17 protein-coding genes are annotated in these 19,660 nt (G+C 68.0%); 5 read left to right on the forward strand and 12 right to left on the reverse strand.

Annotated features, from left to right (window positions below; genetic code table 11):
* The first annotated feature begins 51 nt into the window (after positions 1-51).
* Complete coding sequence (locus BN118_RS03920; RefSeq protein WP_023853659.1) at positions 52-1,395, forward strand: alanine/glycine:cation symporter family protein; 1,344 nt, start codon at positions 52-54, stop codon at positions 1,393-1,395.
* Between the two features lie 34 nt (positions 1,396-1,429).
* Here the strand turns inward: BN118_RS03920 and BN118_RS03925 are convergent, their stop codons facing one another.
* On the reverse strand, positions 1,430-2,755 hold the full coding sequence (locus tag BN118_RS03925) for an aspartate aminotransferase family protein (RefSeq protein WP_076879554.1): 1,326 nt from the start codon (positions 2,753-2,755) through the stop codon (positions 1,430-1,432).
* Between the two features lie 181 nt (positions 2,756-2,936).
* On the opposite strand from BN118_RS03925, the gene BN118_RS03930 reads away from it, so the two are divergent.
* Positions 2,937-3,869: a 2-hydroxyacid dehydrogenase gene (locus BN118_RS03930; RefSeq protein ID WP_010930857.1), complete on the forward strand. Its 933-nt coding sequence runs from the start codon at positions 2,937-2,939 to the stop codon at positions 3,867-3,869.
* 10 nt (positions 3,870-3,879) lie between these two features.
* Here the strand turns inward: BN118_RS03930 and BN118_RS03935 are convergent, their stop codons facing one another.
* The 7 genes from BN118_RS03935 to BN118_RS20380 all read right to left on the reverse strand — a co-directional run bounded on the left by BN118_RS03935 (position 3,880) and on the right by BN118_RS20380 (position 10,383).
* On the reverse strand, positions 3,880-5,373 hold the full coding sequence (locus BN118_RS03935) for an aldehyde dehydrogenase (RefSeq protein WP_010930856.1): 1,494 nt from the start codon (positions 5,371-5,373) through the stop codon (positions 3,880-3,882).
* The gene (locus BN118_RS03940; protein ID WP_010930855.1) at positions 5,370-6,293 is read right to left on the reverse strand and encodes a DMT family transporter; all 924 of its coding nucleotides are present in this window, start codon (positions 6,291-6,293) and stop codon (positions 5,370-5,372) included. The genes BN118_RS03935 and BN118_RS03940 overlap by 4 nt, the downstream gene beginning before the upstream one ends.
* 2 nt (positions 6,294-6,295) lie before the next feature.
* Positions 6,296-7,558: a Zn-dependent hydrolase gene (locus BN118_RS03945; RefSeq protein ID WP_010930854.1), complete on the reverse strand. Its 1,263-nt coding sequence runs from the start codon at positions 7,556-7,558 to the stop codon at positions 6,296-6,298.
* Between the two features lie 19 nt (positions 7,559-7,577).
* Entirely contained in the window at positions 7,578-8,591 is a 1,014-nt protein-coding gene (locus BN118_RS03950) for a histone deacetylase family protein (protein ID WP_047122810.1), read from the reverse strand.
* A 72-nt stretch (positions 8,592-8,663) separates the two neighbouring features.
* Positions 8,664-8,954 carry a cupin domain-containing protein gene (locus tag BN118_RS03955; protein WP_010930852.1) on the reverse strand — a complete coding sequence of 97 codons (291 nt, stop codon included), beginning with the start codon at positions 8,952-8,954 and terminating at the stop codon, positions 8,664-8,666.
* A 29-nt stretch (positions 8,955-8,983) separates the two neighbouring features.
* Complete coding sequence (gene gabT, locus BN118_RS03960; protein WP_014905542.1) at positions 8,984-10,258, reverse strand: 4-aminobutyrate--2-oxoglutarate transaminase; 1,275 nt, start codon at positions 10,256-10,258, stop codon at positions 8,984-8,986.
* Positions 10,240-10,383 (reverse strand): hypothetical protein, encoded by a 144-nt coding sequence (locus BN118_RS20380; protein ID WP_162268683.1) that lies wholly within the window; start codon positions 10,381-10,383, stop codon positions 10,240-10,242. Before BN118_RS20380 ends, gabT begins: the two co-directional genes overlap by 19 nt.
* 17 nt (positions 10,384-10,400) lie before the next feature.
* On the opposite strand from BN118_RS20380, the gene BN118_RS03965 reads away from it, so the two are divergent.
* Positions 10,401-11,351, forward strand: a complete 951-nt coding sequence (locus tag BN118_RS03965) for an IS481-like element IS481 family transposase (protein ID WP_014905543.1) — start codon at positions 10,401-10,403, stop codon at positions 11,349-11,351.
* On the opposite strand, the gene BN118_RS03970 is transcribed toward BN118_RS03965, so the two are convergent.
* The 4 genes from BN118_RS03970 to BN118_RS03985 all read right to left on the reverse strand — a co-directional run bounded on the left by BN118_RS03970 (position 11,348) and on the right by BN118_RS03985 (position 16,524).
* Entirely contained in the window at positions 11,348-12,985 is a 1,638-nt protein-coding gene (locus BN118_RS03970) for an ABC transporter ATP-binding protein (protein ID WP_014905544.1), read from the reverse strand. The two genes, BN118_RS03965 and BN118_RS03970, sit on opposite strands and share 4 nt — an antisense overlap.
* 4 nt (positions 12,986-12,989) lie before the next feature.
* The gene (locus BN118_RS03975) at positions 12,990-13,829 is read right to left on the reverse strand and encodes an ABC transporter permease (protein WP_003813165.1); all 840 of its coding nucleotides are present in this window, start codon (positions 13,827-13,829) and stop codon (positions 12,990-12,992) included.
* Positions 13,826-14,842 carry an ABC transporter permease gene (locus tag BN118_RS03980; RefSeq protein ID WP_003813162.1) on the reverse strand — a complete coding sequence of 339 codons (1,017 nt, stop codon included), beginning with the start codon at positions 14,840-14,842 and terminating at the stop codon, positions 13,826-13,828. Before BN118_RS03980 ends, BN118_RS03975 begins: the two co-directional genes overlap by 4 nt.
* A 107-nt stretch (positions 14,843-14,949) precedes the next feature.
* Positions 14,950-16,524, reverse strand: a complete 1,575-nt coding sequence (locus tag BN118_RS03985; protein WP_010930848.1) for an ABC transporter substrate-binding protein — start codon at positions 16,522-16,524, stop codon at positions 14,950-14,952.
* Positions 16,525-16,943: 419 nt separating this feature from the next.
* On the opposite strand from BN118_RS03985, the gene pdxR reads away from it, so the two are divergent.
* Complete coding sequence (gene pdxR, locus BN118_RS03990; protein ID WP_010930847.1) at positions 16,944-18,488, forward strand: MocR-like pyridoxine biosynthesis transcription factor PdxR; 1,545 nt, start codon at positions 16,944-16,946, stop codon at positions 18,486-18,488.
* Positions 18,489-18,592: 104 nt separating this feature from the next.
* On the forward strand, positions 18,593-19,660 hold the full coding sequence (locus tag BN118_RS03995; RefSeq protein WP_010930846.1) for a tartrate dehydrogenase: 1,068 nt from the start codon (positions 18,593-18,595) through the stop codon (positions 19,658-19,660).

Raw genomic sequence — 19,660 nt, forward strand, 5'->3', positions numbered from 1 at the left:
CGGCCGCCGCGTTTTGCATACACTGGTAGCCATCATCCCATGGAGACCGTGATGCATTTCCTGGATTCGATCGTAGACAGCGTCAACGGCCTGGTCTGGGGGCCGTTGATGCTGGTGCTGATTCTTGGCACCGGCCTGTTTCTCATGCTGCGCCTGCGTTTCATGCCGCTGGCCAAGATCGCCGCGGGGTTCCGGCTCGCCTGGGGCAACCGCGCCAAGGGCGACGCCGACACCGGAGAGATCAGCCCGTTCCAGGCGCTGATGACCAGCCTGGCGGCGACCGTGGGCACCGGCAACATCGCCGGCGTGGCCACGGCCATTTTCCTGGGCGGGCCGGGCGCCCTGTTCTGGATGTGGGTGACCGCGCTGGTCGGCATGGCGACCAAGTACAGCGAGGTGCTGCTGGCGGTGCATTTCCGCGAAAGGGATGCGCGCGGCGAGTTCACCGGCGGGCCGATGTACGCCATCCGCAATGGACTGGGCCCCCGGTGGGCGTGGCTGGGCACGTTGTTCGCGCTGTTTGGCGGCCTGGCCGGCTTCGGCATCGGCAACATGGTGCAGGTCAACAGCATGGCCGACGCGCTGGGTACGTCCTTCGGCATTCCTGACTGGGCGACGGGCGTGGCGACCATGGTGTTGATCGGCATGGTGGTGCTGGGCGGGATCCGGCGCATCGGCGCGGTGGCGTCGGCGCTGGTGCCGTTCATGTGCGTGGCCTACATCGTGGCGGCCGTGATCTCGCTGATCCTGATGGCCGACGCCATTCCGGCCGCCCTGGCTCTGATTTTCACGCATGCCTTCTCGCCGGCGGCGGCCACTGGTGGCTTTGCCGGCGCGGCCGTGATGGCCGCCATGCGCTACGGCGTGGCGCGCGGTATTTTCTCCAACGAGGCCGGCCTGGGCACCGCCGGGATCGTGCAGGCGGCCGGCACCAGCAACAGCGCGGTGCAATCGGGCCTGATAGGCATGATAGGCACGTTCATCGACACCATCGTGATCTGTTCGATGACGGGGCTGGTTATCGTGTGCTCGGGCATGTGGACCGGCGGTGAAAGCGGTGCCGCGCTGTCGGCCGCGGCGTTCGATGCCGCTATGCCGGGCATCGGCCACTACGTGATCGCCGTGGCGCTGACGATTTTCGCCTTTACCACCATCCTGGGCTGGAGCTACCTGAGCGAGCGCTGTTGGGAATACCTGACGGGTGTGCGGGCGATCCTGCCGTTTCGCATCGTGTGGGTCGTGGCCGTGCCATTCGGCGCGGTCGCCAAGCTGGATTTCGCCTGGCTGCTGGCCGATACCCTGAACGGATTGATGGCGATTCCCAACCTGGTGGCGCTGGTGTTGCTGTCGCCGGTGGTGGTGAAGCTGACGCGCGCGCATTTTTCCCGCGGCTGAAGCCGCGGCGCCGGCATGCGCGCGCGCCCGCCGCTCAGCCTTGCGCGACGTGGGCGGCGACGTCGTCCAGGGTGCGGGCAAAGCGCGCGACCATGTCGCGCACCTGTTCGGCGGTGATGATCAGGGGCGGGCAGAAGGCCACGGTGTCCTGGATGCCGCGCACGATCAGGCCATGGTCGTGCGCGCGCTCGTAGGCATAGCCGCCGGCCTTGCCGAGCGGGTCGAAGGGCTGGCGCGTGGCCTTGTCGGCCACCAGCTCCACGCCGGCGATCAGGCCGACGCCGCGCACCTCGCCCACCAGCGGATGGCTGGACAGGGCCTGCAACTCCTGGTGCAGCAGCGCGCCCATTTCGGCGGCGTGCTCGATCAGGCCGCGTTCGTCGATCAGGCGCAGGTTCTCCAGCGCCACCGCGGTGGCGACCGGGTGGCCGCTGGCCGTATAGCCATGCCCGAAAGTGCCCAGGCGGCCGCTGTGTTCGGCCACCACGTCGGCCACGCGGGTATTGAGCAGCACCGCGCCCAGCGGCTGGTACGAGGAGGTGATCTGCTTGGACAGCACCATGATGTCCGGCTCGATGTCGAAGACCTGCGAGCCGAAGCGCTGGCCCAGGCGCCCGAAGCCGGTGATGACTTCGTCGGCGATGACCAGGATGTCGTACTTGCGGCACACCGCCTGGATTTTCTGCCAGTACGTGCGCGGGGGCACGATGACGCCGCCGGCGCCCATGACAGGTTCGCCGATGAAGGCTGCCACCGTGTCCGGGCCTTCGCGCAGGATCATGGCCTCGAGTTCGCCGGCCATGCGGGTGGCGAAATCTTCTTCGGTTTCGCCCGGCAGGCCGTAGCGGTAGTAGTGCGGGCAGGCGGTGTGGCGGATCTGCGGCAGCGGCAGGTCGAAGTCCTTGTGGTTGCCGGGCAGGCCGGTGAGGCTGGCCGAGGCGACCGTGACGCCGTGGTAGCCGCGCTGGCGCGCGATGATCTTTTTCTTGTCGCGGCGGCCCAGCGCATTGTTGTAGTACCACACCAGCTTGACGACCGTGTCGTTGGCCTCGGAGCCGGAGTTGGTGAAGAACGCCTGGGCCATGCGCCCGTCCGTGTAGCCGATCAGGCGCTCGGCCAGCGCGATGACGCTGGGGTGCGACTTGTGCGTGAACGTATGGTAGTAGGGCAGTTCCTGGAACTGGCGCGCCGCGGCTTCGACCAGGCGCTGCTCGCCGAAACCCACCGCGACGCTCCACAGGCCGGCCATTCCTTCGAGGTAGCGGTTGCCCTGGTCGTCGAACACGTATACGCCTTCACCGTGGGTGATGATGCGCGGGCCCACGTCGCGGTGCTTGACCGCGTTGGTGTAGGAGTGCAGCTGGTACTAGATGTCCTGCTGCTGGGCGGAGCTGAGAGTGGTCATGGTTGCGTTTCCGTTGCGGTGATGCCGGATTCCTGGACGAGGCTGTTATATCATCGTCATTATCCGCCAAGACGGCGCCGCGCAGGCGTGGCGCCGGCTATGGTCCCTACCGTCTGCCTGCCGCCATGGAACCGCCGTGAAAATCATCTACGCCTCCTGCAATGCCATCGATCCGCGCGAATGGACGGAGCCCTTGCAGGCGGCCTTGCCCGAGGCCGAGGTGGTCGCATGGCAGGCGAGCCAGCCGGTCCAGCATGCCGAACTGGCGGTGGTCTGGAACCCGCCGGCCGAATTGTTCGAGCGCGAGCTCGGCCTGCGCGCGGCGTTCAACCTGGGCGCCGGCGTGGACGCGCTGTTCAGGCTGGAGACGCTGCCGCCGGATTTTCCCGTGGTGCGACTGGAGGACGCGGGCATGGCGGTGCAGATGGCCGAGTACGCGGCGCATGCGCTGGTGCGCGCCAGCCGCCAGTTCGACGCGTATGACGCGCAGCAGCGCGCCGGGCAATGGCATCCGCTGCCCGAGCTCGATCGCACGCAATGGCCGGTGGGCGTGCTGGGCATGGGCGTGATGGGTACGCGCGTGGCGCAGACCCTGGCCGGCATGGATTATCCGGTGGCGGGCTGGTCGCGCAGCGGCAATGCGCCGCAGGGCGTGCAGGCCTTTGGCGGCGCCGATGCGCTGCCGGCCTTCCTGGCGCGCACCCGGGTGCTGGTCAACACGCTGCCGCTGACCGACGAGACGCGCGACCTGTTGCGCCGCGATACCCTGTCGCAATTGCTGCCGGGCGCCCACCTGATCAACATGGGGCGCGGCGAGCACCTGGTGGAAGAGGACCTGCTGGCGCTGCTCGACAGCGGGCATATGGCAGGCGCGGCGCTCGACGTGTTTCGCGAAGAGCCCTTGCCGGCCGGCCACCCGTTCTGGTCGCATCCGCGCGTGGCGATCACCCCGCACATCGCGGCCATCAGCCTGCGCCGCGAAACGGTGGCGCAGCTGGCGGCCAAGATCCGCGCCTTCCTGCGCGGCGAGCCGGTCACCGGCATGGTGACGCGCCGCCGCGGCTACTGAGCGGCCCCGGCTACAGGCGGATCCAGGTCGTCTTCAGCGAGGTGTACTTGTCCAGCGCGTGCAGCGACTTGTCGCGCCCGAAGCCGGATTGCTTGACGCCGCCGAACGGCACCGTCACGTCGCCGTCGAAGTAGCAGTTCACCCATACCAGGCCGGCGCGCAGCCTGCGCGAGACGCGATGGGCGCGCGACAGGTCGGCCGTCCACAGGCCCGATCCCAGGCCATAGGCGGAGGCATTGGCCTGCGCCACCACCTCGTCTTCGCCGTCGAACCGGGTGACCGCCAGCACGGGGCCGAAGATCTCCTCGCGCACGATGGTCAGGTCGGGCCGCGCGCATTCGAAGATGGTGGGTTCTATGTAGTAGCCTCCGCTGTCGGCGCGCACGCGCTCGCCGCCCATGCGCAGCCGCGCGCCTTCGCGCCGGCCGCTTTCGACATATTCCAGCACGCGCGCCATCTGCCTCTCATCGACCATGGCGCCCATCGGCGAGGCCGGGTCGAGCGGATTGCCCGGCTGCATCGCGCGCGCACACGCCTCCACCTTGCTGACGAAGGTGTCGTAGATGCCGGCCTGCACATACAGGCGCGAGCCCGCGATGCAGACCTCGCCCTGGTTGTTGAAGATGCCGATGGCCGCCGCCAGGGCGGCGCGGTCCAGGTCGGGGCAGTCGTCGAAAATGATGTGCGGCGACTTGCCGCCGCATTCCAGCCAGACCTGCTTGAGGTTGGATTGCCCGGAATACTCCATGAAGCGCTTGCCGGTGGCGGTCGAGCCGGTGAAGGCCAGGCAATCCACGTCCATGTGCAGTCCGAGCGCGCGCCCGGCCACCGGGCCGGCGCCCGGCACCACGTTGAGCACGCCGGCGGGGATGCCGGCCTGGAGCGCCAGTTCGGCCAGCCGCAGGGCCGACAGCGAGGACTGCTCGGCCGGCTTGAGGATCACGCTGTTGCCGGCGGCCAGCGCCGGCGCCACCTTCCACGAGGCCATCAGCAGCGGGTAGTTCCATGGCACCACGGCGGCCACCACGCCCAGCGGTTCGCGCGTGATGGTGGCCAGCGCGTCGGCGTCGGTGGGGGCGATTTCGTCGTACTGCTTGTCGATGGTCTCGGCATACCACGCGTAGGTATGCGCGGTTTCCGGGATGTCGAAGGCCATGGTGTCGCCGATAGGCTTGCCCATGTTCAGCGTTTCGATCAGGGCCAGTTCTTCGGCGTGCTCGCGGATCAGCGCGGCCAGGCGCAGCATGCATTGCTTGCGCTCGCGGCGCGGCATGCGCGACCACACGCCGGACTCGAAGGCGCGCCGCGCGGCCGCGACGGCCTGGTCGATATCGGCTTGCGAGCAGGCCGTCACTTCGGCGAGCAACTGGCCGGTGGCCGGGTTGATGGCGGCCAGCGGCCCGGCCTGGCCATCGTGCCAGCGGCCGTCGATGAAGGCCTGGTTGCGCAGCGTCAGGCCGGCGGCGAGGGATTCCCAATGGGACAGCGGGGGCAGGGTGCTCATGCGGCGGACTCCTTGTCGCGGACGGGCAGGCGCGGCGTGCCGGGGGCGCGCCGCGTGACGAGGAAAATGCCGGCGGCCACGATCAGCGCCATGCCGGCTGTGGCCGGCGCGTCGGGTGGCATGCCGAACCAGAAGGTGCTGAAGGCGACGGCCATCAGCAGGTGGCAGTAGTTCAGCGGCGCCAGCGTCGAGGCTTCGACGCGCTGGAAGGCGCCGATCAACAGGATCTGCGCCAGGCCGTTGCACAGGCCCAGGGCGATGATCACCAGGCTGTCGGCCAGGCCGGGCCAGGGCTGCGGCAGGAAAAACGGCGCCGGCAGGGCCGTCATCAGCAGGCAGATGAAGGCGGTGTAGGCGTACTGCACGTGGCCCGGCACCTGGCCGGCCAGCTTGCGCGTGAGCAGCTGGAAAATGGCGTAGCTGACGGCGGCCACCGCCATCAGCACGGTGCCCAGCGCGGGCAGGTCGGCGCCCGGCCGCACGATCAGCAGCATGCCGCCGAACCCGACCGCCACCGCCAGCCACTGGGCGCGTCCGACCGATTCGCCCAGCAACCAGGGCGACAACGCCACCATGATCATCGGCGAGGTGAAGTAGATGGCGGTCGTCTCGGACAGCGGCATCCAGATCAGCGCCGTCATGAAGCAGGTGCCCACCGTGCCCAGCATCAGGCCGCGCACCACCAGCAGGCCGCGGCGCGGCGTGGCCGACAGGCGCGGCAGGCCGTGGCGCAGCAGCATGAACGCGGCGATGGTGGCCACCGCCGTGTAGCGCATCACATTCAGGAACGGCGCCGGATAGAACTGCAGCATGTACTTGCAGGCCGCGTCGAAGGTGGCGAAGGCCACCAGCGCGCCGAAGAACAGCGCTATGCCGAGGCGTCGCTGGCGGGCGGCGGCCGGCGCCGGGGCGGGGGCCATGTTCAGCGCTCCACCATGCCCGCGTGCTGCAGCATGGCGCCCAGCAGGACGTTGGCGCCGGCCTCCAGGTGGGCCGGGTCGGCGTCTTCCACTTCGTTGTGGCTGATGCCGTCCTTGCAGGGCACGAAGATCATCGCCGTCGGGCTGACGGTGGCGACGTAGACGGCGTCGTGGCCGGCGCCGGTGACGATATCCATATGGCTGTAGCCGCGAGCCTCGGCCTGCTGGCGCACCGCGCCGATCAGGGCGGGCTCGAAGGGCGTGGGGGGAAAGTGCTGGACGTCGCGCAGATCGACGCCGACCGGATAGCCGGTGGTGTCGCCCGCGCCCAGCGCCTGGCAGGCCTGGCGCAGGCGGGCGTCCATCTCGGCCAGGCGCGCGGCGTCCGGGTGGCGCAGGTCGACCGTGAACGACACCTTGCCGGGAATGACGTTGCGCGAGGACGGATAGACGTTGGCCACGCCCACGGTGCCGCGCCCCTGGGGGGCGTAGTCCAGCGCGATGCGCACGACTTCCTGCATCAGGTGCGTGGCGGCGTACAGGGCGTCGCGGCGCATGGGCATGGGCGTGGGGCCGGCGTGCGCCTCCATGCCGGTCACGGTGACGTCGTACCAGCGCAAGCCGAGCGAGCCGGTGACCACGCCGATGACCTTGTCCTCGGCTTCCAGGATGGGGCCTTGCTCGATATGCGCCTCGAAGTACTTGCCCAGCTTGCGCTGGCCCACCGGCGCGTCGCCGGCGTAGCCGATGCGCGCCAGCTCGTCGCGCACCGATTTGCCGTCCACGTCGGTGGCCGCCAGCGCCGTTTCGAGCGGGAAGATATTGCAGAACACGCCGGACCCCATCATGACGGGCACGAAGCGCGTGCCTTCCTCGTTGGTCCAGATCGCCAGTTCCAGCGGCGCCTCGGTGCGCACGTCGTGGTCCTGCAGCGTGCGCATGACCTCCAGTCCGGCCAGGACGCCGAAGCATCCGTCGAACTTGCCGCCGGTGGGCTGGGTGTCGATGTGGCTGCCGGTGGCCACGCTGGGCAGTTCCGGACGCGCGCCGGGCCGGCGGCCGAAGATGTTGCCGACCTGGTCGACGGTGATTTCCAGGCCCGCTTCGCGCATCCAGCGCACCAGCAGGTCGCGGCCCTGGCCGTCCAGTTCGGTCAGCGCCAGGCGGCAATTGCCGCCCTTGGGCGTGGCGCCGATTTTCGCCAGCTCCATGAGCGAGTCCCACAGGCGTTGGCCGTTGATCGAAAGTGCGGTGGCAGTAGTCATGATGAGGCTCCGTTGCGGGTCAGACTGTGGCGGGCGCCATGCCCTGCAGGAAGGCTTCCAGCGCCGGGCCGATGGCCGGCACCATATAGCCGCCTTCCTGGACGACCACGGTGGGCAGGCCCAGGCCGTTGATGCGTTCGCCGATCTGGCGATAGGCGTCCATGTCCAGCTTGAGCACGCTGATGGGGTCGTCCTTGTAGGTGTCGAAACCCAGCGCCAGCACCAGCGCGCGCGGCCGGTAGTCGCGCAGCGCGGTCAGGGCGCTGTCCAGGGTTTCCAGGAAAATGGCGTTGCGCGCGCCGTGCGGCAGGGGGAAGTTCAGGTTGTAGCCGTGGCCGCTGCCGTAGCCGCGCTCGTGCGCATAGCCAGTGTAGAACGGGTAGTACCCGGACGGGTCGGCGTGCAGCGAGATGGTCATCACGTCCGAACGCTGGTAGAAGATGTTCTGCGTGCCATCGCCATGATGCGCGTCGACGTCCAGCACCACGACGCGCTCGCAGCGTTGCGCCAGGCGCTGCGCGGCCGCCGCGCTGCTGTTGAGGTAGCAGAAGCCGCCGGCGCGGTCGCGGTGCGCATGGTGTCTGGAAGGCCGGCACAGCGCGTAGGCGAGGGCCTGGTTCTGCAGCGCCCAGTCGGCGGCGGCCACGGCGCAATGGGTCGAGCGCAGGGCCGAGCGCCAGGTATGCGGTCCGACCGGGCACGACAGGTCGCTCAGGTAGTAGCCGGTTTCGGCCACGATGGAGGTGGAGGGGCACGGGCCGCGGGCGGCATGCTCGACCCGGCCGTTGTAGTACGGCGACAGGTTGGGCAGCACTTCGGGGCCGGGGTCGGCGCCGTTGGCGCGCATCGCCTGCCAGCGGGTGTACGCGTGTTCGAGATAGTCGAGGTACTCGTGGCTGTGTATGCCCTCGAGCGGCTCGCGGCCGTAGTCGGGCGGGCTGTCCACCGTCACGCCGCGCGAGGCCAGCATGGCGCGCAGCGTCTCGGCGCGGGCCGGCACGTCGGTGGGCGCGCTGATGCGGCCCAGCCGCATGAATTGCTCGGGCACATGCAACAGCTGTTCTTCGGAAAAAACGCCTTCATGGCTGTCCTCGCTGATTGGGGGCTACGCTGCTTTGATCTCGATTTCCACGAAGACGAATTCCGTGTCGCTGGGGTTGATCACGTTGTGCTCCACGCCCTCCGGGCGGGTATAGGAAACGCCGCGGGTGAGCTGGCTGGTGACCGACCCTTCGGGGGTTTCCAGCAGCAGCGGGCCGGTGGTCATGGGCACGACGACATAGTCCATGCTATGGCGATGCCAGCCGGTTTCGCCGCCGGGCGGAAAGCGCCACTCGGTCACCTTGACCCGCTCGTTGTCGATCTGCACCGTGGGGATGGCGCCTGGGCGTTTCATGGTCAATCTCCTTGGTCGTGTGTGGGCATTCAAGCGTTCTGGCCGCGCAACGTCCGGGCCAGGATGTCCAGCGCTTCGCGCATGACCGCCTCCGGGATCGTCAGCGGGAAAAGAAAGCGGATGACGTTGCCGTCGCTGCCGCAGGTCAACAGCAGCAACCCTTGTTCGAGCGCGCGGGCCTGGACCTGGCGCGCGAATTCGGGGCTGGGCGCATCGCTGCCGGGCTGGCGGAACTCCACCGCCACCATGGCGCCCAGCGCCCGCACCTCGGCTATCTCGGGGGCGTCGTGGCGCTGCGCCTCCAGGTGGTCGCGTAACTGGTGGCCCAGGCGCGTGCCGCGCGCCAGCAGGTCCTCGGTCTCGATGATGCGGATCACCTCCAGCGCGGCGGCCACCGCCAGCGGATTGCCGGCATAGGTGCCGCCCAGGCCGCCCGGCGGCGGCGCGTCCATGACCTCGGCGCGGCCGCACACCGCCGACAGCGGCATGCCGCCGGCCAGGCTCTTGGCCATGGCGGTCAGGTCGGCCGCCACGCCGTAGTGTTCCATCGCGAACAGCTTGCCGGTGCGGCCGAAGCCGGTCTGGACTTCGTCGGCGATCAGCAGGATGCCGTGGTCGTCGCACAGGGCGCGCAGCGCCTGCATGAAGGCCGGCGGGCAGATATTGAAACCGCCCTCGCCCTGTACCGGCTCGATGATGATGGCCGCCACGCGGCGCGGGTCCACGTCGGTCTTGAACAGGGTGCCCAGGGCCGCCAGCGCGTCATCGGTGGATACCCCGTGCAGCGCGTTCGGATACGGCACATGGTAGATGTCGGCCGGAAACGGACCGAAGCCCACTTTGTACGGCACGACCTTGCCGGTCAGGGCCATGCCCAGCAGCGTGCGGCCGTGGAACGCCGCGCCGAAGGCGACGACGGCGGGCCGGCCGGTGGCCGCGCGGGCGATCTTGACGGCGTTCTCGACCGCCTCGGCTCCCGTGGTGAAGAGGGCGGTCTTCTTGGCGAAATCGCCCGGCGCGAGCTGGTTGATCCGTTCGGCCAGCTGGATATAGCTGGCGTACGGGACGATCTGGTAGGCCGTGTGGGTGAAGCGGCTCATCTGCGCCTGCAGCGCCTGCATCAGCTGCGGATGGCGATGGCCGGTGTTGAGCACGGCGATGCCGCCGGCGAAGTCGATGTAGCGGCGGCCTTCGGTATCCCACAGTTCGGCGTTCTCGGCGCGGTCCGCGTAGAAGTTGCACATCACGCCCACGCCGCGCGGCGTGGCGGCCTCCTTGCGGCGGGTCAGTTCTGCGTTGTCCATGTCGGCTCTCCTGTGCGGCGCGATCGAGGGCGTTGCGGCCCTAGGTGTGAAGATTCAATAGGTTGTATGCATGGTTCATCCGAACCGGATTTGAGAAACTGGAAATCGCCACCCCCCCAGTTCACTCAAGGAGCCCGGCCGGATGAACACCCATAAGCATGCCCGATTGACCTTCCTACGTCGACTCGAAATGGTCCAGCAATTGATCGCCCATCAAGTTTGTGTGCCTGAAGCGGCCCGCGCCCATGGGGTCACCGCGCCGACTGTGCGCAAATGGCTGGGCCGCTTCCTGGCTCAGGGCCAGGCGGGCTTGGCCGATGCGTCCTCGCGCCCGACGGTCTCGCCCCGAGCGATTGCGCCGGCCAAGGCGCTGGCTATCGTGGAGCTGCGCCGCAAGCGGCTGACCCAAGCGCGCATCGCCCAGGCGCTGGGCGTGTCAGCCAGCACCGTCAGCCGCGTCCTGGCCCGCGCCGGTCTGTCGCACCTGGCCGACCTGGAGCCGGCCGAGCCGGTGGTGCGCTACGAGCATCAGGCCCCCGGCGATCTGCTGCACATCGACATCAAGAAGCTGGGACGTATCCAGCGCCCTGGCCACCGGGTCACGGGCAACCGACGCGATACCGTTGAGGGGGCCGGCTGGGACTTCGTCTTCGTGGCCATCGATGACCACGCCCGCGTGGCCTTCACCGACATCCACCCCGACGAGCGCTTCCCCAGCGCCGTCCAGTTCCTCAAGGACGCAGTGGCCTACTACCAGCGCCTGGGCGTGACCATCCAGCGCTTGCTCACCGACAATGGCTCGGCCTTTCGCAGCCGCGCCTTCGCCGCGCTGTGCCATGAGCTGGGCATCAAGCACCGCTTTACCCGACCTTACCGCCCACAGACCAATGGCAAGGCCGAACGCTTCATCCAGTCGGCCTTGCGTGAGTGGGCTTACGCTCACACCTACCAGAACTCCCAACACCGAGCCGATGCCATGAAATCCTGGCTACACCACTACAACTGGCATCGACCCCACCAAGGCATCGGGCGCGCTGTACCCATCTCCAGACTCAACCTGGACGAATACAACCTATTGACAGTTCACACCTAGGCGGTCTGCGCCTTGGTCGGGTCCCAGTGCTGGCCGGGAACGGCGGCGATCAACTGCTGCGTATAAGGGTTCTGCGGCTGGTCGAAAATCTGCGCGGGGGTGCCGTACTCCACCACCTTGCCGCGGTGCATGACCAGCACGGCATTGCAGATCTGCGCCGCCACGCGCAGATCGTGGGTGATGAAGATCAGCGCGATGCGCAGGCGCTGCTGCAATTCGTGCAGCAGCTGCAGCACCTGCGCCTGCACCGACACGTCCAGCGCCGAAACCGACTCGTCGGCCACCAGCACCTGCGGCTCCAGCGCCAGGGCGCGCGCGATGCCGATGCGCTGGCGCTGGCCGCCGGAGAACTGGTTGGGATAGCGGTCGAAGGCCGAGGGATCGAGCCCCACCAGGGTCAGCAGTTCGCGCGCGCGGGCTTCGGCCTGGGCGCGCGTCTTGCCGTTGGCGACCGGGCCGTCGCTGATGATGCGGCCCAGGGTCTGGCGCGGGTTGAGCGAGGCGAACGGATCTTGGAAAATCATCTGGATGTCCTTGCGCAGCGGCCGGAACTGGCTTTCGGACAATCCGGCGATATCGCGCCCGTTGAACACCAGCTTGCCGCCGTCGATGCCGATCAGCTTGAGCAGGCATTTGCCGATGGTGGACTTGCCCGAACCGGATTCGCCGACGATGCCCAGCGTTTCGCCGCGGCGCACCTCGAAGCTGACCTCGTCGACCGCGCGCACCACCCGCTTCTTGCCGAACCAGCCATGGCCGGTGACATAGGTCTTGCACAGCTTGTCGACCGCCAGTACCGGCGCGTCCTGCGCCACCGGGGGGCGGGCGTCGGCGCGCCGGTGCGGGACGGCGGCGATCAGGCGGCGCGTATACGGGTGTTGCGGGCGGTTGAGGACTTCCTCGGCCGGACCTTGCTCGACCAGGATGCCTTGTTCCATCACCGCCACCCGATGGGCGATCTCGGCCACCACGCCGAAGTCGTGCGTGACGAACATCACGCCCATGCCCTTTTCCTTCTGGATCCGGGCGATCAGGGCGAGGATCTGCGCCTGGGTGGTGACATCCAGGGCGGTGGTCGGCTCATCGGCGATCAGCAGGGCCGGCTCGAGCGCCAGGGCCATGGCGATCATCACGCGCTGGCGCTGGCCGCCGGACAGGCGGAATGGGTACACGTCGCACAGGACGGCCGGGTCGGGCAGGCCGACGAACGCCAGCAGCTCGAGCACGCGGCGCTGGCGTTGCGGACCGGGGTAGGCGTCGTGCACGCGCATGACTTCGCCGATCTGCTCGCCCACGGTCATCAGCGGATTGAGGGCCGACAGCGGCTCCTGGAAGATCATGGCCATGTCCTTGCCGCGCATCGACAGCAGGGTGGCCTCGTCCTGCCGCAGCAGGTCCTTGCCGCGGAACAGGATCTGGCCGCCCTGCGGCTGGAGGTAGTCGGGCAGCAGGCCCATGATGGCGTTGGCGCTCATCGACTTGCCCGAGCCGGACTCGCCGACGATGCACAGGATCTCCCCGACGCGGATGTCGTAGGACACATCGCGCACGGCGTATTCGCGGTCGCCGCCGCGCGGCAGCGCAATGGTCAGGTCGCGTACCGAAAGCAGGGTCTCTTGGTCGTTCATGGTCATTCCCCTATTCGCCGCGCTTGCGCAGTTGAGGATTGAGGGCGTCGTTCAGACCTTCGCCGATCAGGTTGATGGCCAGCACGGTCAGCAGGATGGCCACCCCGGGCCACACGCTCATCCACCAGGCCTCGCGGATCATGGTGCGCGCCGCGCCGATCATGAAGCCCCAGCTCATCAGGTTGCGGTCGCCCAGGCCCAGGAACGACAGCGACGATTCGGTCAGGATCGCGGTGGCGACCATGAACGAGGCCGACACGATGATGGGCGACATGGCGTTGGGCAGGATCTGGGTGCAGACGATGCGCCCGGGCGTCTGCCCGATCACGATGGCGGCCTGCACGAACTCGCGCTGTTTGAGCGTCATGAACTCGGAGCGGACCAGGCGCGCGGCCGGCGGCCACGACACCAGGGCGATGGCGCCCATGATCGAATACACCGACGGGCCCACCACGGCCACCAGCACGACCGCCATGGCCAGTTGCGGAATGGTCTGGAAGAACTCGGTAAAGCGCATCAGGGCATCGTCGATGCGCCCGCCGCAATAGCCGGCGATGGCGCCGATGGCGATGCCGAACAGCAGCGCCACGCCCGCCGACAGCAGCCCCACCATGAGCGAGACGCGCGCGCCCCATACCAGGCCCGCGGTGATGTCGCGGCCGAGCATGTCGGTGCCGAATGGGTAGGCCGAGTCGGTGAAGGGCGGGATCAGCGGGCTGGCCACCATCATCCACGGCGATTCTTCATACAGCAGGGGCGCGCACAGGGCCACCAGCACCACCAGCGCCACGATCACCAGCCCGGCGACCGCGCCGTAGTTGCGCATATAGCGTTTCATGAATCCATTCATGCGGCGGCTCCTTGCGTGCCGCCGGCGGCGATGCGCGGATCGATCAGGCGGTAGATCACGTCGGTGATCAGGTTGAAAACCACGACCATGATGGAGGTCACCAGGAAGATGCCCAGCAGCAGCTGGTAGTCGCGCTGCAGGAGCGCGTCGAACATGAGCCGGCCGATTCCGGGCCAGGCGAACACGGTCTCGGTCAGGACCGCGCCGCCGGCCATCTGGCCGAGCTGGATGCCGGCGAAGGTGATGACCGGCAGCAGGGCGTTGCGCAGCACGTGGGCGCGGATGACGCGGTTGGCGCTGACGCCCTTGGCGCGCGCGGTCTTGACGAAGTCCATGCCGATCACTTCCAGCATCGAGGCGCGCGTCAGGCGCACGTAGACCGCCATGAAGAAGCAGCCCAGCGTCACGGTGGGCAGGATCAGGTGCAAGGCGATGTCCTGCACGCGGGCCCAGCCGGTCAGGTTGCTGCCCACGGTCTCCATGCCGAAGGCCGGCAGCCAGCCCAGCATCACGGAAAACAGCAGGATGCCCATCAGCGACAGCCAGAACAGCGGCGTGGCGTACAGCAGCAGCGCGCCGGTCATGACGCTGCTGTCGATCCAGCGGCGCTTGTTGGCGTAGCGCGCGCGCGCGGCGACCACGCCCAGCAGCACGCCCAGGATGACCGAGAACAGGAACGCCGCGGACATCAGCAGGAAGGTGGCAGGCAGGCGCTCGACGATCAGGTCCAGCACCGGCACGTGATTGCGGTAGGAAAACCCCAGGTCGAACTGCAGCACGCCTTTCAGGTAGATGCCCAGCTGCGTCAGCACGGGCTTGTCCAGGCCGAACTGGGTGCGCAGTTGCTCGACATAGGCCGCGTCGCCGGCGCCGGCCTGGCCGGCCAGCACGGCGGCGGGGTCGCCCGGCGCCATGCGGATGAGGAAGAAGTTGATGATCACCACGCCCAGCACGACCACCAGGGCCTTGCCCAGGCGCGAGGCGAAGAAAGACAGGAATTTCATGCGATGCATCCCCCGGAGGGCGCGATGCGCGCCGCTCCTGCTAGTTCACCGCCCGCGGCGGCGGGCGGCCGCGCGGGCCGGGCGGCGGGCCGTCCCTCGGCCCGCCGCATGCCGCGTCATTTCTCGATGTACACGTCGTCGAAGGTCTCGTTCATGCCGATGGCGGTCTTGACCATATTCTTGACCTTGCTGCGATACAGCGTCGGGAACTCCATGTCGACCAGGAAGCCGTTGGCCACCTCGGCGACCAGGATGGCCTGGATCTTGTTGTAGAGTTCCTGCCGCTTGGCCGGATCGACCTCGGCCGCGGCCTGTTCCCACAGCTTGTCGGACTCGGGGTTGCTGTAGCCCTGCACGTTGGCGAAGGGCGAGCCCTTGACGATGTTGGACGTCACGTACAGACGCTGCACGCCCAGCGCCGGATCGCCGTACTGGTAGCTGTAGGTGGTGGTCAGGTCGAAGTCCCAGTTGCCGGTGCGGCTGGCCCAGCCGCCGGCGTCGGTCGATTCGACATTGACCTTGAAGCCCAGCTGTTCCAGCGCCTGCTTGGTGTATTCGCCCAGGCGGTCCCAGGTCGCGCCGTAGGGGAAGCTGAGCTGGCGGATGGTGTAGTCTCCCGGGTTGATCCCGGACTCCTTGATCAGCGCGCGCGCCTTCTTCATGTCGAACGGGATGGCCGGGATGTTCTTGTCGAAGAACATCTCGGTGGGCACGAACGGGCTGGTCGAGATCTTGCCCAGGCCGAAGAAGATGTTGTCGACCACCAGCTTGCGGTTGAACGCGTGCATCACTGCCTGCCGCACCTTGATGTTGTCGAAGGGCGGCTTGCGCATGTTGAAGATGAGGTAGGCCTGCGGCGAGAACATCTCCCAGCCCTGGGTGGTGTATTGCACGTCGGGCAGCCCGCGCAGGCGCTTGACGTCGACGTTGTCCACGTCGCCGCCGCGCAGGGCGTCGATGCTGCCGCGCTCGAACGCCACCGCGCGCGAGGCCGAGTCCGGGATCACGTTGAAGACCAGCTCGTCCAGGTAGGGCTTGCCTTCCTTCCAGTAGTCGGGATTGCGCTCCAGCTTGACGTATTCGCCGCGCTTCCATTCCTTGAACTTGAAGGGGCCGGTGCCGATGGGTTTCTGGTTGGCCGGGTTGGTGGCGTAGTCGGTGCCCGCGTAGATGTGCTTGGGCATCATGGGCGCGAAGCCCGGCTCGAACATCAGCATGAAGGCGGGAAAGGCCGACTTCAGGCGCACCACGACCGTGTGGTCGTCGACCTTTTCGACCTTGTCGAGGAATTTGCCCAGGATCACGCGCGCCCGGGCGTGGGTCTTGGGCAGCAGGTCGGACAGCGAGAAGACGACGTCGTCGGCCGTGAACGGCTTGCCATCGTGCCACTTGACGCCTTCCTGCAGATGGAAGGTGTAGCTCAGGCCGTCGGGCGCGGCTTCCCAGGACTTGGCCAGGCCGGGTTGCGGCTTGAGATAGAACGAATAGGTCAGCAGGCTTTCATAGATCTTGCCGGTGATGAACTGGGTCGGCCCTTGCTGGTTGAGCGCGGGGATCAGGATCGGCGGCTCGGGCTGCACGATCAGGTTGAGCGTGCCGTCCCGGGTCTGGGCATGCGCGTTCGTCAGCGGAAGGGCCGCCGCCAGGGTAAAGGCGGCTGCGGACAGTTTGAAGAGTTGTGTGAGTTTCACTGCTGGCCTCCGGGCTAGTTCAAGAACGGCGGCGGGGATCGGCTCCTGTGCCAAAGTCAATCGCCTGCCGCCTGGTACGTTCGGGTTACCGCAAGGTGATGAAACAAACGTGCTGCTGCGCGGTGCGCGCACCGCTTGCCGCGCCGGGGCGCGGCGTACTGCGCCGGCCTCAGCCGGGAGCCTTGACGACGACAGCGTCGAATCGGGGGGATGGGGGGAAGCGGCGGCCGGGGGCCGCGCGGCCGGTCACGGCGCGGGCCGTGGCGGGTGCCGTGATGGCGGGAACAACGCAGTCAGTGTCCGATTGCAAGATTTTCCCCTTTGCATTCTGTTGGACCAGCTTGAGTACGTGAAAGGCAGCGTATCGAATATTTGGTACTCTCAATAGGTCCAAATCGTTTTTTGTTTGTGGTGCCACTTTGAGAGAGCTCATTCTGTCGGAGTGCCTGCTGCAGCGGCTGGAACGCCGCGGCGCCACGCCGCTGTCCAGGCAGATCTACGATTTGCTGCGCGACCTGATCCTGGCCGGCGACCTGCCCGCGGGCACCAAGCTGCCCGCGACCCGGGCGCTGGCGGTCGACACAGGGTTATCCCGCAATACCGTGCTGCACGCCTACGACCAGTTGCTGGCCGAGGGGTACCTCGTGTCGGCCTTCGGAAGTGGTACCTTCGTCTCCGATACCGTGCCGGCCACGCCGGAGCCGCCGGCGCCGCCCGAGGTCGAGGCCGCGGCGCAGCACTTCGCGCTGTCGCGCCGCGGCACCAAGCTGGTGCGCGAAGCCTCGGCGTCCGACCGGCAATGGGGCGCCTTCGTGGCCGGCGTGCCCGACGTTTCGCTGTTTCCGCGCGCGGTGTGGCAGCGCCTGCAGAGCCGGCGCTGGCGCCAGGCCCCGCCCGAACTGCTGACCTATGCGTACGGGGCCGGCTATATGCCCCTGCGCCGCGCGCTGGCCGAGCATCTGCGCCTGTCGCGCTCGGTCAAGTGCGATGCCGACCAGATCGTCGTGACCAGCGGCATCCACCAGGCCGTCAGCGTGCTGGCGCGCCTGCTGGGCGACAACGGCAACACCGCCTGGATGGAGAACCCCGGCTATTGGGGCGCGCGTTCGACGCTGATGGCCTGCGGCATCACGCCGGTGGCGGTCGCGGTGGACGACGAGGGCATGGCGCCCAGCGCGCAGCAATTGCAGGATCCGCCGCGCTTCATCTTCGTGACGCCGTCGCACCAGTATCCGCTGGGCATGGTGATGAGCCTGGCGCGGCGCCGCATGCTGCTGGACTACGCGCACAAGCGCGGCGCCTGGATCGTCGAGGACGACTACGACAGCGAGTTCCGCTTCGACGGACGCCCCATCGCCTCGCTGCAGGGGCTGGACCAGCACGACCGGGTGCTGTACCTGGGCACCTTCTCCAAGACGCTGTTTCCCGGCATCCGCCTGGCCTACATGGTGCTGCCCAAGCCGCTGGCCGGCCACGTCGCGACCGGGCTGTCGGAGCTGTATCGCGAAGGGCGCCTGATGGACCAGGCCGTGCTGGCCGATTTCATCGAAGGCGGCCATTACGCCACCCATATCCGCCGCGTCAAGCAACGCTATGCGGCGCGCCAGGCGCTGTTGCGCGAGGCGGTCACGCGGGCCTTCGGCGCCGACTGGCCGATTTCCACCCACGAGGCGGGCCTGCACCTGGTGATGCGCCTGCCCGACGGCACCGACGACCTGGGCATTTCCATCGCCGCGCGCACGCTGGGGCTGCACGCGCGGCCGCTGTCGCGCTACTACGCCAGCGAGCAGGACGCCCGTCCGGGGCTGCTGCTCGGCTATGCCTGCGTGCCCGAGGAAGAGATCGAACCGGCCTTCGAGCGCCTGGTGCAGGTCATCACGCCGGCATTGGAGCACGTCGAGCGCCAGCAGCGCCGGCCGGTCTACAGCGACAAACTGAACGCCGAGGCCTGGAGCGGCGCCTGACGCCGGCTGGGCCCGCGCTTGGCCGCGCGCGCCGTTTGGATCGATAATGCGGGCCGGCTTCGCGCCGGCGCGGCGCGCGCACGATCGCATACAAGGAGACTGAGGTGGCAGCAAAACACAGGATCGCCGTCATCGCCGGCGACGGCATCGGCAAGGAAGTCATGCCCGAGGGGCTGCGCGTGCTGGAGGCGGCCGCCACGCGTTTCGGCATCGATTTCCAGTGGGACCATTTCGACTGGAGCTGCGATTACTACGCGCGCCACGGCAAGATGATGCCCGATGACTGGGCCGCGCAGATCGGCGGCCACGAGGCGATCTTCTTCGGCGCCATCGGCTGGCCCGACGCCGTGCCCGACCACGAGGCGCTGTGGGGGTCGCTGTTTCGCTTTCGCCGCGATTTCGACCAGTACATCAACCTGCGTCCGGTCAGGCTGATGCCGGGCGTGCCCACGCCGCTGGCCAACCGCAAGCCGGGCGACATCGATTTCTTCATCGTGCGCGAGAATACCGAGGGCGAGTATTCCAACAGCGGCGGGCGGCTGTTCGCCGGCACCGAGCGCGAAGTCGTGATCCAGGAAAGCGTGTTCACGCGCGTGGGCGCCGACCGCGTGCTGAAGTTCGCGTTCGAACTGGCGCGCAAGCGCGGCAAGCACCTGACCGCGGCCACCAAGTCCAACGGCATTTCGATCTCCATGCCGTGGTGGGACGAACGGGTGGCCGAGATGGCCGCATCCTATCCGGACGTGCGCTGGGACAAGTACCACATCGACATCCTGTGCGCGCACTTCGTGCAGCACCCGGATTGGTTCGATGTGGTGGTGGCGTCCAACCTGTTCGGCGACATTCTTTCCGACCTGGGGCCGGCCTGCACCGGCACCATCGGCATCGCGCCGTCGGCCAACCTCAACCCGGAACGCAAGTTTCCCTCGCTGTTCGAGCCGGTGCACGGGTCGGCGCCCGACATCTACGGCAAGGGCATCGCCAACCCGATCGGGCAGATCTGGAGCGGCGCGCTGATGCTGGATTTCCTCGGCTATCCGCAAGCCGCGGCGGCGGTGGTCGCGGCCATCGAGCAGGTGCTGGTCGACGGGCCGCGCACGCCGGACATGCAGGGCAAGGCCACCACGACCGAAGTGGGTTCGGCCATCGCCGCGCTGGTGGCCGCCGGCTGA

Origin of the sequence: Bordetella pertussis 18323 (assembly GCF_000306945.1) — a bacterium.
Lineage (GTDB): Bacteria > Pseudomonadota > Gammaproteobacteria > Burkholderiales > Burkholderiaceae_B > Bordetella > Bordetella pertussis.